General features: G+C 68.3%; 25 protein-coding genes and 2 riboswitches. Of the genes, 4 read left to right on the top strand and 21 right to left on the bottom strand.

Translation table 11 applies throughout. The annotated features are described in order from the left end of the window. Window positions 1–7: 7 nt before the first annotated feature. From APAU_RS03280 to APAU_RS03270, 3 genes are read right to left on the bottom strand one after another with little or no spacing between them, the layout of a single operon-like run. A complete protein-coding gene (locus APAU_RS03280; RefSeq protein ID WP_006300254.1) occupies window positions 8–655 on the bottom strand; it encodes an NAD(P)H-dependent oxidoreductase in 648 nt (215 codons plus the stop codon). Then, entirely contained in the window at window positions 624–1,193 is a 570-nt protein-coding gene (locus APAU_RS03275) for a flavodoxin family protein (protein ID WP_006300253.1), read from the bottom strand. The genes APAU_RS03280 and APAU_RS03275 overlap by 32 nt, the downstream gene beginning before the upstream one ends. Beyond that, window positions 1,190–1,777, bottom strand: a complete 588-nt coding sequence (locus APAU_RS03270) for a TetR/AcrR family transcriptional regulator (RefSeq protein ID WP_006300252.1) — start codon at window positions 1,775–1,777, stop codon at window positions 1,190–1,192. Before APAU_RS03270 ends, APAU_RS03275 begins: the two co-directional genes overlap by 4 nt. A gap of 184 nt (window positions 1,778–1,961) precedes the next feature. Between APAU_RS03270 and APAU_RS03265 the strand changes: the two genes are divergently transcribed. After that, on the top strand, window positions 1,962–4,934 hold the full coding sequence (locus APAU_RS03265; RefSeq protein WP_006300251.1) for a glycosyl hydrolase: 2,973 nt from the start codon (window positions 1,962–1,964) through the stop codon (window positions 4,932–4,934). Window positions 4,935–5,022: 88 nt separating this feature from the next. Here the strand turns inward: APAU_RS03265 and APAU_RS03260 are convergent, their stop codons facing one another. Further along, window positions 5,023–5,601 carry an NAD(P)H-dependent oxidoreductase gene (locus APAU_RS03260; protein ID WP_006300250.1) on the bottom strand — a complete coding sequence of 193 codons (579 nt, stop codon included), beginning with the start codon at window positions 5,599–5,601 and terminating at the stop codon, window positions 5,023–5,025. A 120-nt stretch (window positions 5,602–5,721) separates the two neighbouring features. On the opposite strand from APAU_RS03260, the gene APAU_RS13510 reads away from it, so the two are divergent. Both APAU_RS13510 and APAU_RS03255 read left to right on the top strand, forming a co-directional pair. After that, a complete protein-coding gene (locus APAU_RS13510; RefSeq protein WP_006300249.1) occupies window positions 5,722–5,883 on the top strand; it encodes a hypothetical protein in 162 nt (53 codons plus the stop codon). Next, window positions 5,880–6,230 carry a cupin domain-containing protein gene (locus APAU_RS03255; protein ID WP_006300248.1) on the top strand — a complete coding sequence of 117 codons (351 nt, stop codon included), beginning with the start codon at window positions 5,880–5,882 and terminating at the stop codon, window positions 6,228–6,230. The genes APAU_RS13510 and APAU_RS03255 overlap by 4 nt, the downstream gene beginning before the upstream one ends. A 22-nt stretch (window positions 6,231–6,252) precedes the next feature. On the opposite strand, the gene APAU_RS14560 is transcribed toward APAU_RS03255, so the two are convergent. The 15 genes from APAU_RS14560 to APAU_RS03180 form a co-directional block, all read right to left on the bottom strand. Further along, window positions 6,253–8,757 carry an AfsR/SARP family transcriptional regulator gene (locus APAU_RS14560; protein ID WP_006300247.1) on the bottom strand — a complete coding sequence of 835 codons (2,505 nt, stop codon included), beginning with the start codon at window positions 8,755–8,757 and terminating at the stop codon, window positions 6,253–6,255. A gap of 85 nt (window positions 8,758–8,842) precedes the next feature. Next, complete coding sequence (locus APAU_RS12930; protein ID WP_006300246.1) at window positions 8,843–9,913, bottom strand: ATP-binding cassette domain-containing protein; 1,071 nt, start codon at window positions 9,911–9,913, stop codon at window positions 8,843–8,845. A gap of 156 nt (window positions 9,914–10,069) precedes the next feature. Next, window positions 10,070–10,924: a substrate-binding domain-containing protein gene (locus tag APAU_RS03240; protein WP_006300245.1), complete on the bottom strand. Its 855-nt coding sequence runs from the start codon at window positions 10,922–10,924 to the stop codon at window positions 10,070–10,072. 34 nt (window positions 10,925–10,958) lie between these two features. Next, window positions 10,959–11,654 carry an ABC transporter permease gene (locus tag APAU_RS03235; protein ID WP_006300244.1) on the bottom strand — a complete coding sequence of 232 codons (696 nt, stop codon included), beginning with the start codon at window positions 11,652–11,654 and terminating at the stop codon, window positions 10,959–10,961. Window positions 11,655–11,717: 63 nt separating this feature from the next. Beyond that, entirely contained in the window at window positions 11,718–12,557 is an 840-nt protein-coding gene (locus APAU_RS03230) for a substrate-binding domain-containing protein (RefSeq protein ID WP_006300243.1), read from the bottom strand. 110 nt (window positions 12,558–12,667) lie between these two features. Then, window positions 12,668–12,787, bottom strand: a riboswitch (molybdenum cofactor riboswitch). Window positions 12,788–12,819: 32 nt separating this feature from the next. Continuing rightward, the gene (locus APAU_RS03225) at window positions 12,820–13,647 is read right to left on the bottom strand and encodes an amino acid kinase family protein (RefSeq protein WP_006300242.1); all 828 of its coding nucleotides are present in this window, start codon (window positions 13,645–13,647) and stop codon (window positions 12,820–12,822) included. A 61-nt stretch (window positions 13,648–13,708) separates the two neighbouring features. Then, window positions 13,709–13,948, bottom strand: a complete 240-nt coding sequence (locus tag APAU_RS13505) for a hypothetical protein (protein WP_006300241.1) — start codon at window positions 13,946–13,948, stop codon at window positions 13,709–13,711. Between the two features lie 80 nt (window positions 13,949–14,028). After that, window positions 14,029–14,769 (bottom strand): hypothetical protein, encoded by a 741-nt coding sequence (locus APAU_RS03215; RefSeq protein ID WP_156789418.1) that lies wholly within the window; start codon window positions 14,767–14,769, stop codon window positions 14,029–14,031. Between the two features lie 134 nt (window positions 14,770–14,903). Beyond that, window positions 14,904–15,023: riboswitch (molybdenum cofactor riboswitch) on the bottom strand. A gap of 62 nt (window positions 15,024–15,085) precedes the next feature. Then, window positions 15,086–15,751, bottom strand: coding sequence for a hypothetical protein (locus tag APAU_RS03210; protein ID WP_006300239.1), 666 nt, complete (start codon window positions 15,749–15,751; stop codon window positions 15,086–15,088). A 63-nt stretch (window positions 15,752–15,814) separates the two neighbouring features. Next, window positions 15,815–16,939 (bottom strand): ABC transporter permease, encoded by a 1,125-nt coding sequence (locus APAU_RS03205; RefSeq protein WP_006300238.1) that lies wholly within the window; start codon window positions 16,937–16,939, stop codon window positions 15,815–15,817. Further along, a complete protein-coding gene (locus tag APAU_RS03200) occupies window positions 16,927–17,871 on the bottom strand; it encodes an ABC transporter ATP-binding protein (RefSeq protein ID WP_006300237.1) in 945 nt (314 codons plus the stop codon). Before APAU_RS03200 ends, APAU_RS03205 begins: the two co-directional genes overlap by 13 nt. Continuing rightward, window positions 17,868–18,764: an ABC transporter ATP-binding protein gene (locus APAU_RS03195; protein ID WP_006300236.1), complete on the bottom strand. Its 897-nt coding sequence runs from the start codon at window positions 18,762–18,764 to the stop codon at window positions 17,868–17,870. Before APAU_RS03195 ends, APAU_RS03200 begins: the two co-directional genes overlap by 4 nt. Next, window positions 18,761–19,747 carry an HlyD family secretion protein gene (locus APAU_RS03190; RefSeq protein WP_006300235.1) on the bottom strand — a complete coding sequence of 329 codons (987 nt, stop codon included), beginning with the start codon at window positions 19,745–19,747 and terminating at the stop codon, window positions 18,761–18,763. The genes APAU_RS03195 and APAU_RS03190 overlap by 4 nt, the downstream gene beginning before the upstream one ends. Beyond that, window positions 19,744–20,412 (bottom strand): TetR family transcriptional regulator, encoded by a 669-nt coding sequence (locus APAU_RS03185; RefSeq protein WP_006300234.1) that lies wholly within the window; start codon window positions 20,410–20,412, stop codon window positions 19,744–19,746. The genes APAU_RS03190 and APAU_RS03185 overlap by 4 nt, the downstream gene beginning before the upstream one ends. A gap of 218 nt (window positions 20,413–20,630) precedes the next feature. Then, window positions 20,631–22,202 carry an amidohydrolase gene (locus APAU_RS03180; protein WP_006300233.1) on the bottom strand — a complete coding sequence of 524 codons (1,572 nt, stop codon included), beginning with the start codon at window positions 22,200–22,202 and terminating at the stop codon, window positions 20,631–20,633. A 168-nt stretch (window positions 22,203–22,370) separates the two neighbouring features. On the opposite strand from APAU_RS03180, the gene APAU_RS03175 reads away from it, so the two are divergent. Beyond that, a complete protein-coding gene (locus APAU_RS03175) occupies window positions 22,371–23,528 on the top strand; it encodes an ABC transporter substrate-binding protein (RefSeq protein ID WP_006300232.1) in 1,158 nt (385 codons plus the stop codon). 50 nt (window positions 23,529–23,578) lie between these two features. Here the strand turns inward: APAU_RS03175 and APAU_RS03170 are convergent, their stop codons facing one another. Together APAU_RS03170 and APAU_RS13250 are read right to left on the bottom strand one after the other, a co-directional pair. Next, window positions 23,579–24,034 carry a Synerg-CTERM sorting domain-containing protein gene (locus tag APAU_RS03170; RefSeq protein WP_006300231.1) on the bottom strand — a complete coding sequence of 152 codons (456 nt, stop codon included), beginning with the start codon at window positions 24,032–24,034 and terminating at the stop codon, window positions 23,579–23,581. A 187-nt stretch (window positions 24,035–24,221) separates the two neighbouring features. Next, window positions 24,222–25,424, bottom strand: coding sequence for an aldo/keto reductase (locus tag APAU_RS13250; protein ID WP_006300230.1), 1,203 nt, complete (start codon window positions 25,422–25,424; stop codon window positions 24,222–24,224). Window positions 25,425–25,469: the final 45 nt, after the last annotated feature.

The raw sequence follows: 25,469 nt of genomic DNA, 5'->3' as shown, positions 1-25,469 counted from the left end.
GGGAAGGTTACCTCGGCTCCAGGGGACGATCGTAACGCCGATCGAAGGCCCCGTTCTTCTTCAGGATCCGGTCCCAGTAAAACACCCGGGAGGCCCAGCCCACCAGCCCCAGAATCCAGGAGGACAGCCGCTCCACCCCCGCAAGGGCCTCCAGGGACTGGGGGTCCAGGTGCCCCCTGATCCCGAACTCCCGGCCCAGGGCCTCCATGCTCCGCAGCACCTTTCCGTTGCCCCCCTGGCGGATCCCCTCGCTTCCTCCGAAGCGCATCACTCCCCCGCAGGGACAGGCGAGCCTCCGGGCCGCCCTCTCCAGGTACTCCCCCACGAGGCGGGTATGAACCCCCTCGGGAAAGCCCGAATGCACCAGGAAGAGCAGGACGGGGCGATGCTCCCCCCGCCTCTCTCCCAGGACCTCCAGGAAAGCCTTCACCCCGCTGGGCATGGCATCCACGTAGAGGGGAAACCCCAGGAGCACCGCGTCGTCCTCCCCGAAGGCCTCCAGGGCCTCCCGAAACCCCTCGGGCTCCCCCAGCGTGCAGGTCCGGATCCGGTGCTCCGGGGAGACGGACCGAACCCCCCGGGCGAAGTGCTCCTCCAGGATGGGGGTGTTCCCCGAGCGCCCCCTAGGGGATCCGTTGCAGAGCGTCAACCGCATCGGCGATGGCCTCCTCTCCCCGTTCCAGGGACCAGGCGCCCCCGTCGGGGGCGTTCCGGTTCCGGGAAAGCCTCTCCATGTAGGCCGCCAGGATCCGATGGTCCTCTTCCTCCGTGTCCGCCTCGGGCTCGTAGGCCAGCAGGGCGGGCACCGGTCTCTCGCCGTACCGCGGGGGATGGTGCAGCTCCCCGCCCCGCCTCTCCAGATAGGGAAGGGCCAGGGGGATGCACCGATCCATGGCCCCCTTCAGGGTGGCGGTGAAGAACCCCATGGCCAGGGGCGAGACCAGGACCAGGACGTCCGTCTCCAGGATCGCCCTCAGCAGCTCCGGCCCGTCGTCGGAGTGGACGCACGTCCCCGGCGTGGCGATCCAGCAGCGGAAGCACCCCACACAGGGGCGGATCGTCTTCTCCCGCAGCACAAGGACCCGCACCTCGTGCCCTCTCCTCTCCAGCGCCCGCGCCAGGGCCTCCCTCCTCCCCCGGAAGGTGGGGGTCTGCCCCTCCCGGGACTCCCCGTCCAACAGCAAGATTTTCATGCCCCTCCTCCTTCCCTCTCCGGCCCCGGTTCCTCCAGGAAAGACCGAATCACCGCCCGTCCCACCCGGCCGATGCGCCCGTTCAGGGCCTCGTCGCGCACGTCCGCCACCTCCCCCTCCATGCACAGCAGCGCCAGGCCGTGGGTGTAGGCGGTCAGTTCCTCCAGGAGGGCCCGACGCCGGAGGGGGGACAGGCGATCCAGGGGCGGTTCCCTCCCCATGGATTCCTCCACCTGCTCGAAAAACCCCCTCCTCGCCTCCCGGGAAAGGGGGGACTCCTGAAAGAGGGCCCGATAGAGACGCGGTTCGTCCCGGGCGAAGAGGACCCGGCCCAGCCCCACGTCTCGAAACGCCATGCCCGTGGAACAGCGGGCGGTCCGTCCTTCCAGCAGCTCCCGAATCCGGCGAAGCGTTCCCCGGACCAGCTCGTCCATGGACCCCCAGGTCCGGTAGAGGGGGGCCACGGAACAGCCCAGGCGAGCGGCAAGCCGCCGGGCGGTGAGGGACTCCAGCCCCTCCGCCCGCACCAGCGCCAGGGCTTCCGCCAGGATGGTCTCACGGGTCAGGGAAACCGGGGGGGGCATGGCTCGACCTCCTTGGTAACATATGTTATCTAACACTTGTTATTACCAGAAGCCTCGCGTCTCGTCAACCCTCGCTCCGTTTCGCCTCGCTAACGCTTGACGGCTTTTGTCTGTAGAACTATCGTGAATTCCGGTTCTTCCGCCACACTTCATGTTTCTTATTGTTTCCCAAAGGGGGGCTATGATGAGACAGAGTACCCGGTTCTGCACGCTTTTCCTGATCCTATGCGCCACGGCGGTGCTTCTGCTGGCGATTCAGGCCACCGGAGACAACTGGGCCTCTCCGGGAGGCAAGGGAAGTTACGCCCTGGTCAAGCCCGCCGACGGGACCAAGCCCGACGGCGGCCCCGTCCGGATGACCCTTCCCGCCGTGGGCCCCAACGTGGACGCCTCCGCGGGAGACCGCAAGGCTCCCACCAGCGACTGGTGGACCCCCTTGGTCTGGCTGGATCCGGGAGATCTACCGGACCCGGCCCCGAAGCCTCCCATGGCTGCCCTCTCCTGGCAGATCTTCAGCGAACCCCTGGTCTTCCAGCCCCAAAAGGGGGGACTGGCCCTCTCCCTGAACGTGCCGGACACCCAGCGGGCGGGGATGCGGGACGGGGTGCTCACGGGGGGAGCGGGGTTCATGCAGGAGGTCGTGGGGACGGGGGACAACGCGGGGATCTCCCCCTACTTCAACGCCTTCTTTGACCAGGACCTCTACCTGGGCTCCACCGCCTCCGGCTGGAACGAGGCCTCCTTCTCGTCCCTGAAGGTCACGGGATGGAGCGACTGGTTCGTGAACTTCACCATGGAGTCTCCCACGGAGAAGCTGGCCGTCACGGCGGGGAACGGTTCCCCCTTCGTCCTTCTGAAGCTCTCTTCCGGGGCCCCCCAGGTGACCTTCCGGACCTGGAACATCGGCACCGTCATCCCCGAAAGCGGCGACGCCTTCGGGGTCAACGCCGGGATGGCGGACGGGCAGGCCATCCCCTGCTCCGCCTTCGCCGTGGTGAACCAGGTTCCCTTCGGGGCCCCCGCCTCTCCCTCAGGCGCCCAGGGCTATTCGGCCTACACGGTCTACGGGGTCTTCGGACCCGCGGGATCCACCTGGACCCTGGTCAAGACCCAGAAGGACGACGGCCGGGTGCTGAACACCGCGGTCTGTTCCGGGGGCTCCCACTACGCCGTGGCGGTGCTCCCCCTCCCCATGGGCAAGACCCTCTTCGATCAGCCCGACGAAGCGGCCATCCGCACAGCCCTGGCCACCTTCGCCCGATACGCCTTCGCGGAGGTCACGGACACCCGGGTGGAACCCCGGCTGTCCGAGAACTCCGTGACCGCGGTCTACACCTACCAGACCACCCCGGTGGCGGGGGAATCCCCGGCCACCGACGGCACCCTCCACGCCCTGTACCCGCACCAGTACCTGGGACAGGAGCAGGTCTCCCTCCTGAACTCCTCCATGAGCCCCGTCCCCGCCTCTTCCTGGGCCCAGGGGTGCTACTGGCCTTCCCTGAAGGGACCGATGATGCTGGGAAGCGGCAGCTCCTTCCTCAACACCCTGGACGTGCCTCCCTGTCTGCCCGCCCTGATCGACGACCCCGACACGGCCAAGGCGGACCGCATGGCGGGCTACCTCCAGCAGGCCCTGGACACCCAGGACCCCAACTTCCTCTCCCAGGGCAGCTACTTCGGAGCCCAGGAGATCCATCGGCTGGCCATGCTCCTGCCCATCGCCGAGATGGTCCGATCCAAGGCCTCGGATCCCGCCGCGGTGGACCGGGTGACGAGGGCCCTCTACAAGCGGGCCGCGGAGACCTTGGCCTACCGTCTCCAGGCGGTGAAAAGCGACGGCTCGACCCTGAAGAACGCGGCGGAGCACGCCCTCTACTACGATCCCCGGTGGGGCACCCTCATCCCCTCCAACGAGGACGGGTTCGCCGCGGACAGCCTGCTCAACGACCACCACTACCACTACGGCTACTACATCAAGATCGCCACGGAGATCGCCCGCTGGGAGAAGGCCCATCCCGACGATCCGGACAACCAGCACTGGGCGGAGGATTACGCCCCCATGATCCGCCTCCTGATCCGGGACATCGCCAACACGAGCCGGGCCGGTTCCGGGGCGGACCCGGACTTTCCCTTCCTGCGGCACTTCAGCCCCTACGCGGGGCACTCCTGGGCCAGCGGATCCTCCCGGGGCAACCAGGGGGGGCAGCAGGAATCCACCCCCGAGGCCATCCAGGCCTGGGGAGCCCTCCTCCTCTGGGCCCAGCTGAACTACCCGGAACATCCGGACAACATGGACCTGGAGCGCTGGGCGGCCTACCAGTTCGCCTCCGAGGCGAAGGCGGCGGAGCTGTACTGGTTCGGGCACACCTCCGACGCCGCCTTCCGCCCCTACCTGAGCTTCCGGCAGTACGCCGCCAGCTCCACCCTGGTGCCCCAGCGCTACGTTCCCTCCATGGTCTCTCAGGTGAACCAGAACGAGATGACCTTCCAGACGGACTTCGGCAACCCGCCCCTCCTGAAGCACGGCATCCAGTGGCTTCCCCTGACGGGGACGTCCCTCTACCTGGGTACCGACGCGGCGGGAATCGAGGAGAACGTCCGGGGGTACCTGGAAAACGACCTGCCCCTGCTGGGAGGCGGGCGAAACCCCGCCTCTCCGAGCAACAAGGACAAGCTGCTGATGGCCGAGGCCCTCACCTCGGCATACCGGGCGGACCCCCAGGCCCTGATCGCCGCCGCAAGCGGCGACGCCCCGCCCCTGGACGGCTGGAAGATGCAGTGGGAGGTCCCTGCTCCCACCTACGACAACCTGATCCTTCAGGACACCTCCCGGGGGGCCATCTACTGGTGGATCGACTCCCTCCTCTCCCACGGGGCGGCGGACCACGGGGACAACGGAGCCAGCCACACCTGCGCCTCCAGCTTCCGGGACGCTTCGGGCAACCGGATCTACACGGCCCACAACCCCGGGACCACAACGCTCCAGGTGCGTTTCGACGACGGGAAAGTGCTCACCGTCCCGCCCCTGGGGTACGCCCACGAGGGGGAAGGGGAAACCCCGACCTCCGGAGGGGGCGGCTGCTCGGCGGGAACCGGGGCGACCCCCTTGGGGGTTCTGGCCCTGCTCTTGCTGTTCCGGTCACGCCTGCGCAAGTAGGGGGCTCCGCCGAGGTGGCTCCACAGACGAGGGGGGAGGGGGACGCACCGTCCCCCTCCCCCCTCGTCTCTCTTCCCCCGGTATGGGATCAGGCCAGGGTTTGTGCGTCCCGTCGCACCGTCTCCAGCATGACCCGACGCTCTTCGTCGGAGGCGCCGCAAGGCCCGAAGAGATACCGGTGCAGGACCACCTCCATGCCGCAGGAGCCGAACACCCCTTCGTCCAGGAACACCTTCAGGGCATCCAGGGTGCCTCCCTGCCGAAGGACCTCTTCGGAGGCTCCGGTGGACGTGAACAGGGCCACTCTCTTCCCCTTCAGGAGTCCCCGCATCCCGTCGCCGAAGTCGTAGGCGAACCCGTAGGCAAGGACCCGATCGATCCATCCCTTGAGGATCGCCGGGACGGAGGACCACCACAGGGGGTGGACCAAGACCAGGAGGTCCGCCTCGGCAACCCGTGCCTGAGCCCTTCGCACGTCCTCCGGAAACACCCCGTTGAAAGCCCCGGCCTGCTCCTCCGCCGTAAGCAGGGGATCGAACCCCTGAGCGTATAGGTCCTCCACCTCGCAGGACGCCCCCCGCCGCCTTAGCTCCTCCTCCACCGCGAGGCGCACCGCCTCGCAGAAGCTGCCCTCCTTCGGGTGGGCGTACACGATCAAAGCCTTCACGACATCCCCTCCTGATCGATTCGAATGATAACCAATAGTAATCATCCGCCGAGTGGCCCCGGACGTCAAGGCGGCGTATGATGGAAAACAGAGACCGTTCAAGACAGGGAGGAAGGCACCATGGACAAGGAACGTCACTGCATCCTGCTTCTGGGCTCCTGCGAGAACCGGGCCCGTTGCGGCTGGAACTGTATGCTTTGGGGAACCGAAGAAGCCGGGGAGACCCCGAGGGGCAAAGACCCCCGGAAGGGTCCGGAATCCGACGGGAGGTCCCCCCGGTGATCTGCCGGGCCCAGGGCATGAAGCCCGTGCGCCGAGAGCATCTCCAGGCGGGAGCGGGGGGTAGCTGGAACACCTACGCCCTCCCCCCGGGGACGGAGCTGGAGGGCAGCCACTTCCGGATGATCGGCACCATCCGCCTGGACCCGGGGGCGGAGGTGGGGCTGCACACCCACCTGACCAACGAGGAACTGTTCGTGATCCTGGAGGGACAGGGGCTCTACGAGGAGGACGGAACGGTCACCGAGGTGGGACCGGGGGACATGCTGATCCTTCAGCGGACCCACCAGCACGCCATCCGCAACGTGGGCAAGGGTCCCCTTTCGTTTCTGGCGGTGATCGTGGACTGACGGGGCGGGAGCGCCCGCCCCGTCAGTCCGTCCCTTCCAGAAGGGCCGCCAGCCGGTCCGCTCCCCGCCGGACGCCCCTCTCTCGGGCCAAGGTCGCCAGCTCCTCCGCCAGGGACCGGGCCTCCTCGGCCCTTCCCCCTCGGGCCAGGGCCTCTGCCAGGTCCAGCCCCGCCGCCAACCTTCCCAGGGTCTGCCCCGCACCGAAGCGCTCCCGTCGGCAGAACCAGCCCCAGGCACCCCTCCGGTAGGCCTCTGCGGCTCCCCGACGCCCCTCCCGCTCCGCCTGCATCCCCGCAAGGCGCAGGAAGTGCCCCGTGGCCGACGGGGCGCACCTCGCCGCAGGAGACCGGAAGAACCGATCCAGAATCCCCCGGAGAGCCGGGGCCTCGTCCTCCTCCCAAGCCCGTTCCGCCGCCCCCAGGGCAAGGCAGCCCGCGGTCTCCCCATCTTCCAGGCGCAGGGCCAGGGCCCACCCCCGTTCCAGGGATTCCCGCCCCTCCGGCCCGGGGACCGCGAATCCCCGAACTCCCAGGAGAAGGGGCTCCCATCCCCGCCGTCGCCCCGTGGATCCCAACCCCAGGATGTGCTCCTCCGCCCGGCGCAGCAGCTCCTCCGCCTCTTCCCGCCCGGGCCCTTCGACCGCAGGGATGCCCCCCCGCAGGGTCGGGTCCTCCAGGGGAGGCCAGGGGAGGCTCCAGAGGAGCGCCCGAGCCCAGAGCCCCCGGACACGAGCCTCCAGGAGCCCGTCGGGTTCCTCCCCCTCCCGGGCGTGGAAAGCCGCCCGCTCCCACAACCCCCCGTCCAGGGGGTTTCGCCGGGCCTGTCGGGCCCAGTCCTTCCATGCGGCGCGATGCTCCAGGATCAGGGCAGGCCGTCCCAGGGAGGCGAGAAGGTCCAGGCGATCCCTCTCCCGGGCGACGGCCACCCAGCACCGCCCCCGGGCGTCTCGGTCCTCCCGGAGCCAGCCGTCCCGCAGGAGGCCGGCCAGACCGAGGGCCCGAGCCTCCGCCCCCAGGTTTTCCAGAAGCTCTCCCCGAGGGGTCAGGGCAAGACGCTCCAGGAAGCCCCTTCCCTTCCGCCGGGGGAGGGGAGGGGCCCAGGAGAAGGGGCCGCCCCCGGGAAGGGACGCCCCCTGGCGCAGCAGGTCGAGGCCCTGACGGACCCGCAGGGGGTTGCCTCCTGTGGCGGTCCAGAGCCGCTCCGAATCCTCCGGGGAAAGGGAAACCTTCATGGCCGCCCCGATCCCCTCGATCTGCCCCCGGTCCAGGGGGTCCAGGTCGATTCGGGTCCCCCGGGGGAAGGCGGGGCCCCCCGTCCCTTCCGTGACGATCCAGCCTCCGTCCCAGGACGAGGCCTCCAAATCCAGCAGGGCGTCCCGAGACAGGGGATCCAGCAGGTCGAACCGCTCCACCACCAAGACTCGAACACCCTGTTCCTCCAGCCGGGCCCTCGCCCGGGCCGCCAGCGCCCCCGGCCGGAGGGTCCCCTCCTCCAGGGCACCTCCGAACAGGGCTTCCCGGGGAGGCCACAGGGACGTCAGGGCCTCGCCGGGATCGGCCCCCGGTCCCGGTCGCCCCACCAGACGGGCCACGGGAGCTTTCTCCAGCCCCAGAAGCCGAACCAGCCGGTCCGCCCAAAACCGCTTCCCCGATCCCTCCTCCCCCCGAAGCACCAGTCGGGGCCGGGGGGAACGCTCCCAAGACTCCAGACACCGGAGCCCCTCCCGATCCCGCCAGGAGGGGGGCAGCTCTTGGGAGGGAGCCCCGTCGCGCCGAACGCTCCTCTCCGGAGGGACGGCGATGCCGTGGAAGTCCGTCTCCGGGGAACGCCCCGTCGCCAGGATCTCCCGGTAGAGATCCCGGGTCTCCGGGGCCGGTCCGGTCTGGTATTCCCGGGTCAGGCGCTCGCTCAACGCCTCGTAGACCCCCAGGGGACCAGCAGCCCACCCCGAGGCGTGGTACAGGCGCATGAGCTGTCGCACCGCCTCCTCGTCCAGGGGGTCCAGGGCCAGGATGCGCTCGAACCAGCGGGTGGCCCCCGCGGGGTCCTGCCGATCCAGGAGGGTCTGGGCGTAGCGTTTCACCCGTTCCAGGTAGTCCCGACGGTATTCCTCCCGTCGCCCCTGGACCCAATCCCGAAAGACCGGGGCGTCCTCCAGGTCGAACTCCTCCAGGAAGGGACGTCCCAGGACCTCCCTTTGTTCGTCCGAAAGGCTCTCGAAGCGCCCGAGCAGGGTCCGATCCAGACGCAAGGGGGCCTCCCGGGAGACCCAGACCCGGGTCCGGTCCATCTGGACGACCTCCTCCGGGAGAAGGCGCCGGAGGACGTACAGCCCGTTGCGCAGGTTCTTCCGGGCCCCCGGGTCTCCCTTGTCCCCCCAGAGGAGGGAGCAGAGCCGATCCCGGGTGACGTCCCCCTGGTCGAAGACCGTCAGGGCCAGGGCCTCCAGCTTGCGGAAGGGAAAATGCACCGGCTCTCCGTCCAGGACGATGCGGGGCAGGCCGAGCAGTCGCACGTATAGATCCATGGAACACCTCCGAGGGCCCAGGGGCCGCTTTGGGGATTCCCCGACTGTCAGTATACCCGTTTCCCCTTCCGGCTTCCCCGGCCCCCTAAAGCCAGCGCAGGGCCGTGGCCTTGAAGATCGCCCAGACCTCCAGCCCCGGGTGCAGCCCCAGGGAGAGGACCGCCTCGGGAGTCACCCTCGCCTTGAGGAGCAGCCCTCCCACGTTCACCGAGACCAGGACCCGTCCGGAACCGTTCTCCAGGGCCATGTGGGTCACCTGCCCCTGCAGCAGGTTCTGGGCGGAGAGGTGGGAGGGTTTCTCCGTGGCCAGGGTCACGTCGGAGGGACCCAGGATCCCCACGGAGGGAGGCTCGTCGCTCCCCTCGGGTCCCAGGGCACGGATCCACTGACCGTCCGCCAGGGGGCGGCGCAGCCCCCCCGCGGGGTCCAGGACCCAGGACCCCTGGATGAGGTTCTCCGCCCCGTGTCCCGCCACCCGCCCCCGGTAGAGGCTCACCACGTCGGTGGCCACCTCGTGGAGCCACACCAGGTCGTGGGTGGCCACCACCAGGGTGGTGCCCCATTCCGAGGAGGCCGCCACCACCGCTTCCTTGATGAGCAGAGCGCTGGACTCGTCCACGCTGGCGGTGGGCTCGTCCAGCAGCAGCGCCCGGGGGCGCAGGGCCAGGCGGGAGGCCAGGCTCACCCGCTGGGCCTCGCCTCCCGAAAGCTGGTACCACTGTCGGGAGGCGAAGCGCTTCGGCGACAGCCCCACCAGGGAAAGGGCCTCCTCCACCCGCTCCGAAACACCCTCCACCAGCCCTCGGGTCCGCAGGCCGTAGGCCACGTTCTCGAACACCGTCCGCTTCAGCAGGAAGGGCTCCTGGAGGAGCAGGGTCACCTCCCGGCGCAGCTCCCCCTCCCGTCCCGCAGCGACCTGTCCCCCGTAGAGAAGCTGCCCCCGGGTCGGGGCCAGGAGCAGGGCCAGCAGTTTGAGGAGGGTGCTCTTCCCGCTGCCGTTGGGCCCCACCAGCCCCACCACCGCACCCTGGGGAAAGGCCAGGTGCCGGAGGGACAGGACCGTCCGGCCTCCGTAGGCGAACTCCACGTCCCGCAGTTCGAAGAGGGGGGGCGCCGCAGGGATGCCTTCCTCCCGGATCGCCGCTCGCGTCTCCATGTTCCGACCTCCTCCGCACCCTTCAAGGCGCAGGGTTCCTCGTGCAGTCTACCATCCCCAAAGACCCGCCTGCCTCCACGGGAAGCGCCCCGGCGGACAGACCGGGGCGCTTCCCGAAGCGGACTCGTCGGCACGTCTCCCGGTTCGACCCTCGGTCTAGTGGCTCTTCTTCCAGGAGTCGGAGTTGGGGAAGAAGAGGGGCTGCTTGTACTTCTCCACCCCGAAGTCCTTGATGAGGGTCTGGGCCTCGTCGGACACCAGCCAATCCATGAAGGCCTTGGCCCCGGCGGCGTTCACCTTGGGGAACCGGGAGGGATTCACGGCGATGACGGCGATCTCGTTGCGCAGGATCGGGTCACCCTCCACCAGGATCGCCAGTTTGTTCTCCTTGCCCATGGTGAGCACCGTGGCCCGGTCCATGAGGAGATAGGCCTTCCGTTTGTTGGCGAAGGCAGTGGTGGCCTTGTTGCCCAGCTTGCCCAGGGAGAAGGTGGTGTAGTTCTCCCACTGGGGGTTCACCCCGGACTTGGCCCAGACCTCCATCTCCTTCACGTGGGTCCCGGAGTTGTCCCCCCGGGTGAAGAAGACCACCCCGGAGGTGGCAAGCTTCTTGAAGGCCCCGGCGGCGTCCTTCATCCCCTTGATCCCCGCGGGGTCCTCGGCGGGGCCCAGGATGACGAAGTCGTTGAACATCACGTCTCGCCGATCCACCCCGAAACCTTCCTTCACGAACTGGTCCTCCAGCTTCCGGGCGTGCACCATCACCAGGTCGAAGTTCCCCGTCTTGGCCTTCTCCAGGGTGGCGCCGGTCCCGGCGCCCTCGAAGACCACCCGGTCCCCGGTCTTCTTCTCGTAGGCCTGAACCAGCGCCGGGACGATGCCCGCGTCGATGGGGCCGATGGTGCTGGACATCTTCACCTCCCCCGCCAGGGCAGGGAAGGCAGCCAGTAGGGAGAGGACTGCGATTCCCAGGAAGGGCAGGGCAAAACGCTTGCAGATCTTCGTTTTCATGAGCGAACGACCTCCTTGGCGTACCGATGATCCGTCAGGACTCCGCCCGGCGGCGGAGCAGGGAAAGGCTGGCGTTGAGGACGAAGGACAGGGAGAGGAGAAGGAGCCCCAGGGCGATGCCCAGTGCGAAGTCCCCCTTTCCCGTCTCCAGGGTGATGGCGGTGGTGATCGTCCGGGTGTGCCACTTGATGTTGCCCCCCAGCATCATGGAGACCCCCACCTCGGCGATGATGCGGCCGTAGGCGGTCACCGCCGCCAGGAGCACCTGGTAGCGGCTCTCCCAAAGGCTGGAGAGGGCGAGCCTTCGCCCGTCCGCCCCCAGGGTGAGCAGGGTGAGGCGCAGCCGCCGGTCCAACCCCTCGATGGCCGAGGCGGTGAGGGCCACCACGATGGGCAGGGCCAACAGGGTCTGGCCGATGGCCATGCCCCGGATGGTGAACAGAAGCTGCCACTCCCCGAAGGGCCCTCGATTGGAGATGAAGGCGTACACCAGGAGCCCCACCACCACCGTGGGCAGGGCCAGCAGGGTGTCCACGGTCATGCGCACCCACCTCTTGCCGGGAAAGTCGAAGTACCCCAGGAGAAACCCCAGAGGCAGCCCCAGGACCAGGGTGGCCGCCATGGACAGGGCCGTGAGCTTCAGGGTGATCAGCACGGTGGTCCAGGTCTCCTCGTTCCCCGAGAAGATCAGCCCGAAGGCCTGGAAGAATCCCTCCGACAGAAAGTCCATGTCCCGTCCTCTCCTCGAAGCCCCGAGGCCCCGCAGGAGGCCCCGGGGCAGGCGATCCCGTCCCTACTGCTTGGCGTTGGGGAAGAAAAGCTGCTTGTTCATGAGCTTGTAGTCCCCGATGGCCTTCTGGGTCTTGGGGCTTCCCAGCCAGTTGATGTACTTCAGGGCCAGGTCGTACTTCACCCCGGGCCACTTGGAGGGGTTTACGGCGATGACGCTGTACTGGTTCCGCAGGTTCGGGTCTCCCTCCACCTGGATCACCAGGGGCGGGTTGCCCTTGAAGTTGGCCTCGTACTTGATGAAGGTGCCCCGGTCCGCCAGGACGTAGCCCTTCCGTTCCCCCGCCACGTTGATGGTCTCCAACATGCCCTGACCGGTCTGGATGTACCAGTTCTGCTTGTCCGGGACGCCCATGCCCGCGGCCTTCCAGAGCTTCAGCTCCGCCATGTGGGTCCCCGACTTGTCCGCCCGGCTGGCGAAGGGGGCCTGCTTCTCCCCGATCTTCTTCATGGCGTCCTCGACCTTCATCCCCTTGATCCCCGCAGGATCGCTCTTGGGACCCAGGATCACGAAGTCGTTGTACATGACCTGGCGACGGTTCACCCCCGCCCCGTCGGCCACGAACTTCTTCTCCGCGTCGGGGTCGTGCACCAGCACCACGTCCACATCCCCGTTGCGTCCGTACTCCAGGGCCTTGCCCGTGCCCACGGAGACCCACTGGATCTCGATGCCCGTGTCCTTCTGGAACAGGGGGGCCAGGTAGTCCAGCAGCCCCGTGTTGTCCGTGCTGGTGGTGGTGGCCATCCGCAGGACCGGGGCCTTGGCGGCAACCGCCGCTCCCGCCGTGACCGCCAACAGGGCCGCCAGGGCCAGGACGAAGGTCAATCGTTTGTGTTTGCGCATGATGAAGGACTCCTCCTTGTGTGGAATGGTGTATGAGACGCACCCCGGTGCTCCGGGGAAGCCTCCGTACGCCAGCGGAGGAAGGGAAGGCAACCCTTCGGTTCGACAAGAACCGGTACGAAGCAACCCCTTCTCGCTGGAAGGCGGCGCCGTTTCCCGCGCCACCCTGTCGGCCGCGACCCGTGGGGTTGATTCCCGGTAGGGCCTGCGGCTCGGGGTCGAACAACCCGGGGATCCCCGGGGGTGGAAACGCCTTGCTCTTCTATTCCTTGCGGATCACCGTGCCCACGGGTTCTCCCTCCAAGGCTCGGGTGATCTGGCCCTCTTCCATGCCGTTCACGATCTGGATGCGCTCCAGCACCTCGCTCTGCCGGAGGATCTCCAGACAGGGCCGCTCCACCGCCAGGTCCGGGAGGTCCCGTTCCATCAGCTCCCCCGCCCCGATTTCGGGGATGAACTCCGCCGCGGGATCCTTCTTCGGGTCGTCGGTGAAGAGCCCCCGTTCGTCCTTCACGAAGATGCAGCTCTTCGCCCCGATGAGGTCCGCCAGGAGCACCGTCCCCACGTCGGTGCGGTGCAGGGGGATGCGCCCCGGGGCGGGCAGGGCGAAGTAGTCGTAGGGAGGCATCCCGTGGATCACGGGGAGACACCCCTGGGCGAAATAGCTGGAGAGCTTCACCAGCTCGTCGTGGCCGATCTTGATGCCCCCCCAGGGAGAAAGGAGCATGGCCACCAGCAGGGCGTTCTGTTCTGAGATGGAGCTGCCGAACTTGGCGATGATCCCCGTGGGCATCCCCAGCTCCAGGCCGATGGTGTAGATGTGGCGGCTCCGGGTGCCGCCCCCGGTGGTCAGGAGCATCCGGTGCCGGGACTTGGCCGCCACCAGCTCCCGGATGATCCCCGGGAGCGCCTTGGCCCCCCGGTCACAGATGGACTGGCCGCCGATCTTGAGGACGTTCACGTCCGGAAAGAGGCGGGCCTGGGGCGCCAGGTGGAGCTTGTCCGGAAGATCTCGGGAGACCAGACTTTCCCCCATGAGAACGCTCTTGATGTGCAGTCGTTTGCCGTCTCGGTCCCGAACCAGGGACATGGCCGATCCTCCCTCCGAAGCGTTCCCGGGGGAGGGGACTCCGGCCCCCTCCCCCTCGCGACTACTGCTCGCAGCAGCCGTTCTTCTTGCGCCGGTGCTCGTGCCCTTCCTCCCCGCCTCCGGCCTCCAGGGGCATCAGTTCCGCCCCCACCGCCGCCGCCAGGGCCCGGAGTTCCTCCATGCGGAGGTGGGTGGCGAAGACCTTCAGGTCCGCCCCCGACACCGCCACCACCCGGAAGCGGGGCTTGCGCTCCCCTTCCTCGATCTTCCGCCGTTCCCGGTAGAAAATGGTCCCTTTCATGAGACGACCCCCTCTTTTCTAGGATTGCGTCGCTCTACCAGAATACACCACCGACACGTCAAACCCAAGGCGCTCTCGCCTCATCCCTGCGCCTTACCCCCATCGGGAGCCCGCCTCCGGGGATCGGCAAAACGCCAGCATCCCGGCCCTTCCGGGGTCACGGGGAGCACCGGCACCCCCCCCAGCAGGCGAGGGCGAAGCCACCCCTCGTGGAGCACCCGGTCCGCCTCCCGAGGGACCGTGGCGTCCCGATCCAGCGGCGCCACCCGGATGCCCCGGGCGGCAAGTTCCCCCACCGAGACCTCCTGCGGGATCTCCCTCAGCCCGCCGAACTCCACGTACCGCCCGGTCCAGCCCCGATGGGTGAGCCCCACCGCCGCCAGGGCCCCGATGATCCCGTCCCCGGTACCCCCGTGGGCGGACAGATGCACCCCCCGGGCCGCCTCCCGGGCCGCCTTTTGGGAAAGCACCTCCCCGGCGGCCCGTCGCCCGAAATCCTCCAGGCACGCCCAGTCCGCCACCTCGGAGGCCACGCAAAGCCCCGGGTCGCTCCCTTCCAGAAAGTGCGTCGCCAGATGCCCGACGGCAGCCTCCACCAGAAGAGGGACGCTCTCGGGGTCCTCCGACTCCGCCACAACGCAGGCGGCGCTGTTGTGGGACGTGTAGGGAATGCGGGGGTCTACCAGGAGCTGCTGGCGCAGCACCCCCAGGGAACGGAACCCTTCGGGGAGGGAGCAGGCAAACCAACGAGCCAACTTGCCGGTACCCCGGTCCGCCTCCAGGATGTCCGTGTCGTCGAAGCCGATAAAGTATCGCACCAACAGTCCCCTCCCTTGGCCATGGAGGAAACGATGCGTCCAACAAGGGGGGAGGGGGAAGGTTGGGGGACCTTCCCCCTCCAATGAGAGGGTACGCTCACAAAAGGGCCGGCCCCCATGGCAAGGAGCCGGCCCGACGCATCGTTCCGGTTCCTCCTTTCCGAAAGGGAGGCACAGCGGTTTCCCCCTGCACCCTAACGTCCCGGCGCCATGGGGTTTCCCCTTTAGGCTGCCCGGGCTCGGAGGCCCAACTCTTTTGTGATGACGGAACCTTACCAAAAAACCCCCGAACCTGGCAAGCCCGCCCCGGCGGGCAGCCCTATTCGCCCTGACTGCCCACGGCGATGCGCCAGTCGAACTCCGAGAAGACCAGCGTCGCCTCGTCCTGATCGGACTCCACGAAGAACCCCACCCGGTCGAAGACCACCGGGCAGGAGAGCCGCCCCGCCTCCACCCAGCCGTCCCCCGCCTCCGGAGCGAAGGAGAAGACGTAGGTGTTCCGGTCGCGACGCAGCACCTGGAGGGAGACCCCCGGTCGGGAGTAGGGCAGCTTCAGCAGGACCTTCTTGCCGTCCGCCCCGCCCTTCCAGCACCCCCGGACGGAGAGGGTCCCCTCTCCCCGGTTCTCAGGGCCGAAGGCGATCCACTGAGCCTTCCCCCGATCCACCGCCCCGTTCCACAGGATCAGGCCGTAGGCGCTGCCGGAGACCCGATCCTCCCCGGCGATGCGCACCCGGGTCCGCAGGTTGAAATCGTTGTCCGGAACGGTCCGGGTGAAGAGCAGGGCGCTCTCCCGGCGAAAGGGGGCCAGCCGGGAGCCGAAGGGGGCCTTGAGGCTCAGCTTGGCCCCGGGAAGGACCTCGTAGCGCCCCCCCTCCGGGGCGTTCCAGCTCCAATGAAGCCCGCCCCAATCCACCGCCTCCGCGCGGAGGCTTCCGCCAAGGATCGCCAGGGCCGCCAGGATCAGACCTCTCCATGCCCTCATGAACATCCCCCCGTTTGGCCGTTCTCCCGCAAGGATACACCGAGGCAGGGGGAGGACGCATCCTCATTCCAACTTGGTGTGGAAGCGCAGCACGCTCAGGGTGAAGACCACGACGATGAAGGCCAGGAGGACCCCCACGGGAGCCCAGAGGAAGGAGATCCCCAGCCCCTTGAGGATGATTCCCCGGGCGATCACCAAAAAGTGGGTGATGGGGAGCAGGGCCCCCAGGGCGCGAAAGAACGGCGGCATGGCCTCCCGGGGAAACATGAACCCCGACAGCAGCACGCTGGGGAGGAAAATGAAGAAGGACAGCTGCATGGCCTGCATCTGGGTCTTCACGGCGCTGGAGATGAGGATGCCCAGAGCCAGGGAGGCCACGATGTAGAAGGACATGAGGGCGTAGAACAGCCCCAGGCTCCCCCGGACGGGCAGACGAAACACCAGCACCCCCACCGCGAGGGCCAGGGTGGTCTGGGCGTAGCCCATGAAGATGTAGGGCACGATCTTGGACACCAGCAGCTCCCAGGGGTGGACGGGGGTCACCAGAAGCTGTTCCAGGGTCCCCAGCTCCCGCTCCCGGACGATGGCCATGGAGGTGACCATCACCAGGGTCATGATGAGGATCACCCCCAGGATCCCCGGCACCATGTACCAGGAGGAGACGAAATCCGGGTTGTACCAGGACCGGACCCGTACGTCGTAGGTCCCCCGCGCCCCCCGGATCCCCAGGGACTGGAGGGTCCGGGCCTGCACCCGCTGGGAACGCACCATCCCCAGCATCTGGGCCGCCGCGATGGCGGAGGAGGCGGACATGGAGTCCGAGGCGTCCACCACCACCTGAACCTCCCCGGGCTCCCCCCGCCCCAGACGGGAGGCGAAATCCGGGGGCAAGGCGATGCCCACCTTGCAGCGCCCGCTTTCCACCGCCTCGTTCATCTCCCCGTAGCTCTTCGCCACCTCCTGGACGTCGAAATAGCCGCTGGCCACGAAGGCGTCCAGCAGTTCCCGTCCCTCCCGGCTCAGGGACTGGTCGAACACCGCCGTGGGCAGGTGCTTCACCTCCGTGTTGATGGCGAACCCGAAGATCAGCAGCTGGATCACCGGGATGCCGATGATCATGGCGAAGGTCAGCCGGTCCCGGCGCATCTGGATGAACTCCTTCACCAGCAGGGCCTTCAGGCGCCCCATGGCTCCACCCCTTCCTTTCTCTCCTCCCGACGGCGCACCACGGTGCGCACGAACAGGTCCTCCAGGGAGGGAGACACCTCCGCCAGAGAGACCCCGCACCCCAGGGACCGGGCCGCGTCCGACGGGGCATCCGGGGGCAGCACCACCCGAAAACGCCTTCCGAAGACGTAAGCGTCCCGCACCAGGGGCCCCCCTTCCCGGCGCAGCCGCCGGACCTCTTCCAGAGGAGAGGGGCAGACCCCCTCCAGCAACCGCCCGGGAAACGCCTCCTTCAGCCCCTTGGGGGTCCCGCAGGCCACCAGCTCCCCCTCGTAGAGGAAGCCCACCCGGTCGCAGTGCTCCGCTTCGTCCATGAAGTGGGTGGTCACCAGAACCGTGGTGCCCTCCCGAGCCAGGTCGTAGATGATGTCCCAGAACAGCCGCCGGGCCCGGGGATCCACCCCTCCCGTGGGCTCGTCCAGGAAGAGCATCCGGGGGCGGTGCAGGATGGCGCTTCCCAGGGCCAGTCGCTGCCGCCACCCCCCGGACAGGTGGGCCACCCTGTCGGAGCGACGCTCCTCCAGCCCCGCCAGGGCGATCATCTCCCCCATCCTCCGGGACTTCTCGTCCCCCGCAAGGCCGTAGAGCCCCGCGTAGAAGGCCAGGTTCTCCTCCACCGTCAGGTCTTCGTAGAGGCTGAACTTCTGGGACATGTAGCCGATGCGTTCCCGAATCTCCCGGGGGCTGCGCCCCACGTCGAACCCCAGCACCCGCCCCTCCCCGGAGGTGGGTTCCAACAGACCGCAGAGCATCCGGATGGTGGTGGACTTCCCCGATCCGTTGGGACCGAGAAAGCCGAAGACCCCGCCCTCCGGGACCTCCAGGGTGAGGCGGTCCACGGCGACGAAGGAACCGAAGCGCTTCGTCAGGCCCCGGGTCTCTACGGCGTTCACGAGGCTTCCTCCGCCAGGTGGACGAAGAGGTCCTCCAGGGTCGGGGGGATCTCCCGCACCCCCCGGATCTTCCCGTTTTCGGAAGCCTCCAGGCGTCGCCGGACCTCCTCCGGGTCCCCCGTCACCAGGTGGTACCGTTCCCCGAAGGCGTTCACCTCCCGGACCCCCGGGACCCGCAGGACCTCCCCGTCCCGCCCCCCCATCTCCACCTCCAGGATGCGCCAGGGATAGCCCGACAGAAGCTCCTCTCCCGTACCCGCCCGCAGCAGGGCCCCCTGGTGGAGGAAACCCAGGCGGGTGCACAGCTCCGCCTCGTCCATGTAGGGGGTGCAGACCAGCACCGTCAGCCCCTCTTCGTGGAGGGCGTAGAGGAGTTCCCAGAACTCCCTCCGGGACACCGGGTCCACCCCCGTGGTGGGCTCGTCCAGCACCAGAAGCTCTGGCCGGTGCATCAGCCCCGCCGCCAGGGCCAGCTTCTGCTTCATCCCCCCGGAGAGCCGATCCGCCAGGCGATCCCGGAAGGGCCAAAGGTCGGTCTTGATCAGGATCTCCTTCCCCTTTTCCTCGACGATTTTCCGCTTCGCACCGTACAGGGCCCCGAAAAGGCACAGGTTTTCCCTCACCGAGAGGTCCCGATAGAGGCTGAACCGCTGGGGCACATAGCCCACCCGGTCCCGCCCTCGGGTCGCCCCTCCCAGGAGGACCGTCTCCCCCTCCTCCGCCTCCAGAAGCCCCAGCCCCACCCGAAGGAGGGTGGTCTTTCCCGCCCCGTCGGGCCCCAGAAGGCCGAAGATCTCCCCGCGCCGCACCTCCAGGTCCACCCCCCGAAGGGCCTCCCGGCTCCCGAAACGCTTGACCACCCCTCGAAACGCCAGCACCGGGGCGTCGCTCACGGCAGCTCCACGTCCACGGGCAGACCGGGCTTGAGGATGCCCTGGGGGTTTTCGATCTTCACCTTCACGAAGAACACCAGGTTCGCCCGCTCCTCCTGGGTAAGGGTCTGCCGGGGGGTGAACTCCGCTTCCTGGGCGATCTCCGTCACCTTCCCCCGGAAGGTCCGGTCGGGATAGGAGTCCACTTTCAGCCGAGCCGTCTGCCCCAGACGCACCCGCCCCAGTTGGGTGGAAGCCACGTAGATCCGCACCCAGCAGTCCTCCAGATCCCCCACCGTGGCCAGCACCGAACCGGGGACCACGTATTCCCCGGGCTCCCGGTTCCGGGAGAGCACCACCCCGGAGAGAGGAGCCCGGACCGTCTGGTCTCCTTGCAGAGCCTCGTCGATCTCCACCACCGCCTCCGCTCGCTTCACCTCCAGGCGCTGAGCCTGGAGGGTCTGTTCCCGGGTCCCCGCTTCCAGGAGAGCCAGCCGCTGCCTCGCCGCCTCCAGGTTCCCCGCCGTCACGTCCCGAACCTCCCGAACCCGGTCCAGGTCGGCCTGGGCCACCACCCCCTCGTCAAAGAGGGTCCGCATGCGCTTCCAGTCCGCCAGGGCATGGGCCGCCCGGGCCTCCTGAGCCCGCACGTTCGCCCGGGCCTCCCGAAGCTCCTGTCCCCGGGCCCCGGCCTCCAGGTCCGCCAGCACCGCCCGGTTCCTCTCCAGGGCCGCCCGGTCCCGACGGGTCTGGGCCTCCATCTGGGGCACCTCCACGAAGGCCACCGGGGACCCTGCGGCAACGCGGCTTCCCTCGGCCAGCTTCTGCCACTTCAGGGTCCCGGCGACGCGGCAGGTCACGTCCCCGTGGGTCACCTCCACGGTGCCCGTCGCTCGGACGACCCGCTCCTCTTCCGCCCGTTGCGTCTCCCTCCGGTGCCACCACCAGGCGCCTCCGCCCAGCAGAAGGACCAGCACCCCCAGCGCCAGGGCTCGCCGTTTCATCGTCCGTCCTCCTCCGGGAGCCGCACCCCGTCCAGAAACAGGGCCAGCACCTGCTGGGCGTAGATCTCGTCCGTCTCGGGACCGCGAGGGATGAGAAACCCCGAAACGGGCTCCGAGAGGAAATAGAAGTTGAGCATCCCCGCCAGGGCCAGGGTCCCGTGTTCCGGCACCAGATCCTCCCGGAAGAGCCCCTGACGGATCCCCTCCCGCAGGGTCTCCATCACGTACCCCGCCAGACAGGCCACCGCACGCTGGAACATCTCCGTCAGAGCATCCGTGGGGCGCTGCATCTCCCGCAGGACCAGAGGCCAGAGATGGGGGTAGCGCCGGTGCATCCCCATGACGAGTCGGCACACCGAGACCAGCCGGCGGATGGGGGGCTCGTCTCGCCCCTTGAGGACCTCCAGGTTCTCCATGAGGACGTCGAAGTGTCCCTGGAGCACCGCCCGATAGAGCCCCTCCTTGCTCCCGAAGTGGTAGGACACGAGAGAGCTGTTGCACCCCGCCTCCCTGGCCAGGTCCCGGATGGACGTCCCCTCGAAGCCCTGCCGGGCAAACAGGGTCACCCCCGCCTCCAGAAGCCGCTCCTTCTGCGAATCCCCCTCCCGAGACCGGGAGAAGAGGACGCCGTCCTCGGGCCCCCAATCCCACAACGTCTCGCTCATGACGCACCTCCTCGTTTCAATCACTCGATTGATCTAATTCTACCCCCTCCTCCGGCCTTGTAAACCCCCATGCCCGGTCATTCGACGGGTTTTCACGGGGTTTACCCCCTGTCTGACCATCAAACGATCAAAGAACCCCCGGGGCTTCGCCTCCCGGCACAAAAGGAGCGGGGCGGCCCCATGGGGCCGCCCCGCTCGCCCACCCCCTCCGGGAGGTTCTAGCCCCGGGAGTGGCGCAGTTCTCCACCCACGTAGGTCCGTCGGACCTCCAGATCCCTCAGAGCCTCCGGAGGCAGGGAGAAGAGATCCGCGTCCAGGATGCTCAGGTCCGCCCAAGCCCCGGGGTGCAGCACCCCTCGCCTACCCTCCTCCCCCGCCGCCCGGGCGGGGTTCACCGTGAAGAGCCGCAGGGCCTGGTCCAGGGAGAGGCTCTGCCGGGGACACCAGCCGCCCGCCGGGGTTCCGTCGGCCTCCGTGCGGCACAGGGCGCTCCACATGCCCCGGAAGGGACTGATGGGTTCCACGGGGCTGTCGCTGGAGGCGCTCACCGGAACCCCCAGGTCCACGAAGTCCCGCCAGCGGTACCCCCAACGCGCCCGCTCCTCTCCCAGCCGGGTCTTGGCCATGGCCAGGTCGCTGGGCAGGAAGGAGGGCTGCACGTCCAGGGCCAGGTCCATGCCCCGCAGGGCCTCCAGCTGGTCGTCCCGACAGATCATCACGTGGTTCAGCCGATGAGGCAGGCCGCAAGGGTTGGGTCCCTGGGCGTTGGCCTCCCGCACCGCCCGGATCGCCAGGTCCAGGGCGGCGTCCCCGATGGCGTGGATGAGCATCTGGACGCCCCCCCGGTGCAGCGCCACGGCCTTCTCCACCATCTCGTCCGGGTCGTGGTTCGGCACGCCGCAGGTGGAGGGATCGTCGGCATAGGGCGTCGAAAGCCAAGCGGTGCGTCCCCCCAGGGAGCCGTCCAGGAAAAACTTGAAGCCCCCGTAGCGCACCCAGTCGTCCCCGAAACCGCTCTGCATCTCCCAGGAGGGGGGGGTGTCCGCGTACAGCAGCACCCGAAGGGGGAGCCGTCCCTGCCTGCGGAGGGACTGGAAGAGCCCCAGGCTCTCCCCCATGCCGTACTCCAGGGCGCTGCAGGTGTGCACCTCCGTCACCCCGAAGCGCAGGTAGTCCCGACAGGCCGCCTCCACCAGCCCCCCCACCCCCGCGCCGGTCTGCCAAGCGTCGAAGGCCTGGATCACCGGGTAAGCGGCGGTCTCGTGGAGGATGCCGTCGGGGGCGTCCGCCGGGTCCATCCCCGCGGCCCGCAGCGCCGCGGTGTTGGCCACCTGCACGTGGGTGCACACCCGGGTGAGGAACACCGGGTTGGGAATGTCCAGGGAATCCAGATCCTGGCGGGTGGGCAGGCGGTTTTCCGTCCAGCGGGGATCGCAGAACCGCACCCCGTGGATCCAGGCCCCCGCCTCCAGCTCCCGGGCCTTGGCCCGAAGGAGCCCCAGAACCTCCCCCAGGGAGGCGCACTCCCCCAGGTCCAGGGCCTCCCGCTGTTTGGCGAAGGAGGTCAGGTGGGCATGACCGTCCGTCAGCCCGGGGAGCACCGTGGCACCCTTCAGGTCCAGGCGCTCCGCCCGGGCCGCCGCAGGGTGGGTCCCCACCTGCTCTTCCGTCCCCACCGCCGCCACCCGTCCCGCATCGAACAGCAGGGAAGAGGGCAGATCTCTCCCCTCCGGAGCACCCGAACCGGTCCATACCTTTGCCCCGCAAAGCCACACCGGACGTTCTTGCATCGAAACCTCACCTCCGGCCCTCATTCTCCCATCGAAAACCAGGGGGCACAACCGAAGGGGGACGCGAAGACTCACCCCTCACTCATGAGGTGACGACGTTGACCCATTCGGACGATTCCCACTATACTTTGCGCCATATCCACATTCCGTTCAGGGGAGGTCGTACGCATGAAGAAGAGTTTCCTCGCAGCACTGGTCCTCGGTCTTCTGGTCCTCGCAGCCTCGGCGGCTTGTGCCGCCGATCCCATCAAGGTGGGGTATCTGGCGAACCTGACCGGAGAGGGCGCCTCCTGGGGGCAGCACGAGCAGAACGGAGCCATCCTGGCGGTGGAGGAAATCAACAAGAAGGGCGGCGTCCTGGGCCGTCCCCTCGCCCTGGTGGTCTACGACGCCAAGGGGCGCCCGGAGGACGCCATCAACGCGGTGCGCCGGATGATCACCGTGGACAAGGTAGTGGCCATCGGCGGGGCCAACTACAGCGGCATCAACATCGCCACCGCCCCCATCGCCGCCCAGGGGAAGGTGCCCCAGATCGGCTCCTTCGCCACCAACCCCTTCGTGACGGTGGACCCGAAGACCAAAAAGGCCCGCCCCTACTCCTTCCGCATCTGCTTCACCGACCCCTACCAGGGGAAGGTCATGGCGGAGTACCTGTACAAGAAGTTGGGGGTCCGCAAGGCCGCCATCCTCTCCGACGTGGGCAGCGACTACTCCGAGGGGATGACAGAATACTTCATCAAGACCTTCAAGGGCCTGGGGGGCACCGTGGAGAGCTTCAAGTACCGCAGCGGGGACGTGGACTTCCGGGCCCAGCTCACCAACGCCAAGCAGAGCGGCGCCACCGCCCTGGTGATGCCGGACCTGTACAAGGAAATGGCCCTGATGATGAAGCAGGCCCACGAGCTGGACTGGAAACCCTACTTCATCGGAGGGGACGGCTACAGCAACAACATGCACGAGATCGCCGGCCCCGCCATGGAGGGCAGCTACTGGGTGTACCACCTGAGCTTCGACGACCCGAAGATCCGCCCCCTCATCGAGAAGTACACCAAGCGTTTCGGCCAGGCCCCCACGGAGGTGGTGAACACCGTGGCGGGGTACGACATCCTCTACTGGATCGCCGACGCCATCAAACGGGCGAAAAAGCCCGAAGGGCCGGCGGTGCGGGACGCCCTGGCCAGCACCAAGAACCTGAAGCTTCTCCACTTCACCCTCACCCTGGACCCCACCAACAACAACCCCCTGAACAAGCCCGCCGCCATGCTTCAGTTCAAGAACGGGCAGATCCGCTACCTGGAGACCTTCAAACCCCAGACGGAATACTAGACGCCCCGACGAAGGAGGGCCCCCCGCAAGGGAGGCCCTCCTTCTCTTTCTTACCGGCGGCGCAGGACCCCCAAGGCCGGAAGGAGGAGCAGGCACAGGGGCCCGAAACCTCCGTTACAGCCGCCTCCGGAACCGCCCCGAAGGGGTGTGGGGCTGGCCTCGGAGACCCGCATGTCCTTCACCAGCAGCCCCCCTTCGGGCAGGGGAACGTCCCGTTCCGCCGCGTCCTCCGAGAGCCGGTAGCGGAGGGAGGTGAGGGCGGAGGTCTCCAGTCCCCCTTGGGCCACCCGCCCCGTCACCCGCAACAGGTAACGATAGCCCCCCCCTTCGGGGCTTGTCCCATCGAGGACCAGCTCCCCCGTCACGGTTCCCGGGAGGAACCCCGCTCCCGACGGGGCCTCCACGAAGGTGGTGCAGAAACTGCGGATGTACAGCAGTCGGGCCTGCAGCCGGGGAGAGTAATAGTGGACCTGAGGACGGTAGGGGGACCGCTCCGTTTTCGCCATGGCTTCCTCCTTGAGGCAAGGAACCGGACCTGGGAGTCGACGGGGACAGCCTCCGCCGAAGGTACGATAAAGGGATGCTCCCCCCTTCGAAAAACGCGCCCCTGAGCTTCCGCATCCGGCACCATGCGACCGTATCGTCTCCCGCCGCCGGGGGTCCGGCTTGTGGGATCCCCCAACGAGAGGCGGGTCACCTCTCCCGCAGGGCCTCCGCCGCCCGGGCCAGCAGACCCGGGAGGTCCAGGCCCTGGGGACAGTGGGCGGCACAGGCCCCGCAGCCCACGCAGGCCTCCGCCCTCTCCGAAGGAAGCAGACGATCGTAACGGATGAAGGGACCGTAGTAGGCCTTCATGAGGCTTCGATCCATGGTCGGAACCTTGTGCCCGGCCACCAGGTACAGGTCGTTCAGCAGGGCCAGGTTCATGGGGATCTGCACTCCCACAGGACAGAAGGGCAGGCAGTAGCCGCAGGAGGTACACCCCGCCAGAATCCGGGTGCTCAGGGCCTCCCGAACCGCCTCGTAGGCCCCCCTCTCCTTCGGGGAAAGGCAGTTGCTCCGGGCCTCCGTCGCCGCCACCAGGTTCTCTTCCACCTGCTCCGGGGTGGACATGCCGCTCAAGACCACGGCCACCCCCTCCTGGTCCCAGAGCCAGCGCAGGGCGGCCCGGGCGGGGCTGCCGGAAAGCCCCGCATCCCGGAAGATCTCCCGGATGGGGTCGGGCATGCGGTCCCCCAGATTGCCCCCCTTGAGGGGCTCCATCACCGCCACGCCGAAGCCGTACCGCTCCCTCAGGCTCAGGGCCCTCTCCGCCCCCTGGAAGTTCCGGTCCAGGTAGTTGTACTGCACCTGCACCGCCTCCCATCGGTCCCAGGCGTCCAGGAGCAGGGACAGTTCCGCGGGGGAGCTGTGGAAGGAGAACCCCGCATGGCGGATGCGCCCGTCCCCGAGGCGCTGCTCCAGGAAGGGGATCACCCCCAGGGACTCCAGGTGCCGCCACAGGTCCAGGGTCATGGCGTGGAGCAGGTACAGGTCCAGGTGGTCCGTGCGCAGCCGCCGGAGCTGGTGGTCGAAGAGCCGCTCCATGTCCTCCCGGGTGCGCACCATCCACGGGGGCAGCTTGGTGACCAGATGCACCCGGTCCCGCAGGCCGTGGGCGTGGAGGAAGTCCCCCAGGAAGGGCTCGCTGCGCCCCCCCTCCCCCAGGCTCCGGGAATGGTAGGGGTAGGCGGTGTCCAGGTAGTTGATCCCCCCCTCCAGGCCCCGAAGGAGCATGCGCTCCGTCGTGTCCCTGTCGATGCGGGTCGGGTCCCCGTCCAGGACGGGAAGCCTCATGAGGCCGAACCCCAGGACGGACACGGAAAGCCCCGTTTTGCCGAGCGTCCGATACTGCATGGATCGTTTCTCCCTTCCGTTTCCTTCGCAAAGCCATGCTAGCAC

This window comes from Aminomonas paucivorans DSM 12260 (assembly GCF_000165795.1).
GTDB classification, from domain to species: Bacteria; Synergistota; Synergistia; order Synergistales; family Synergistaceae; genus Aminomonas; species Aminomonas paucivorans.
This window is presented reverse-complemented; position numbering and strand designations above follow the sequence as displayed.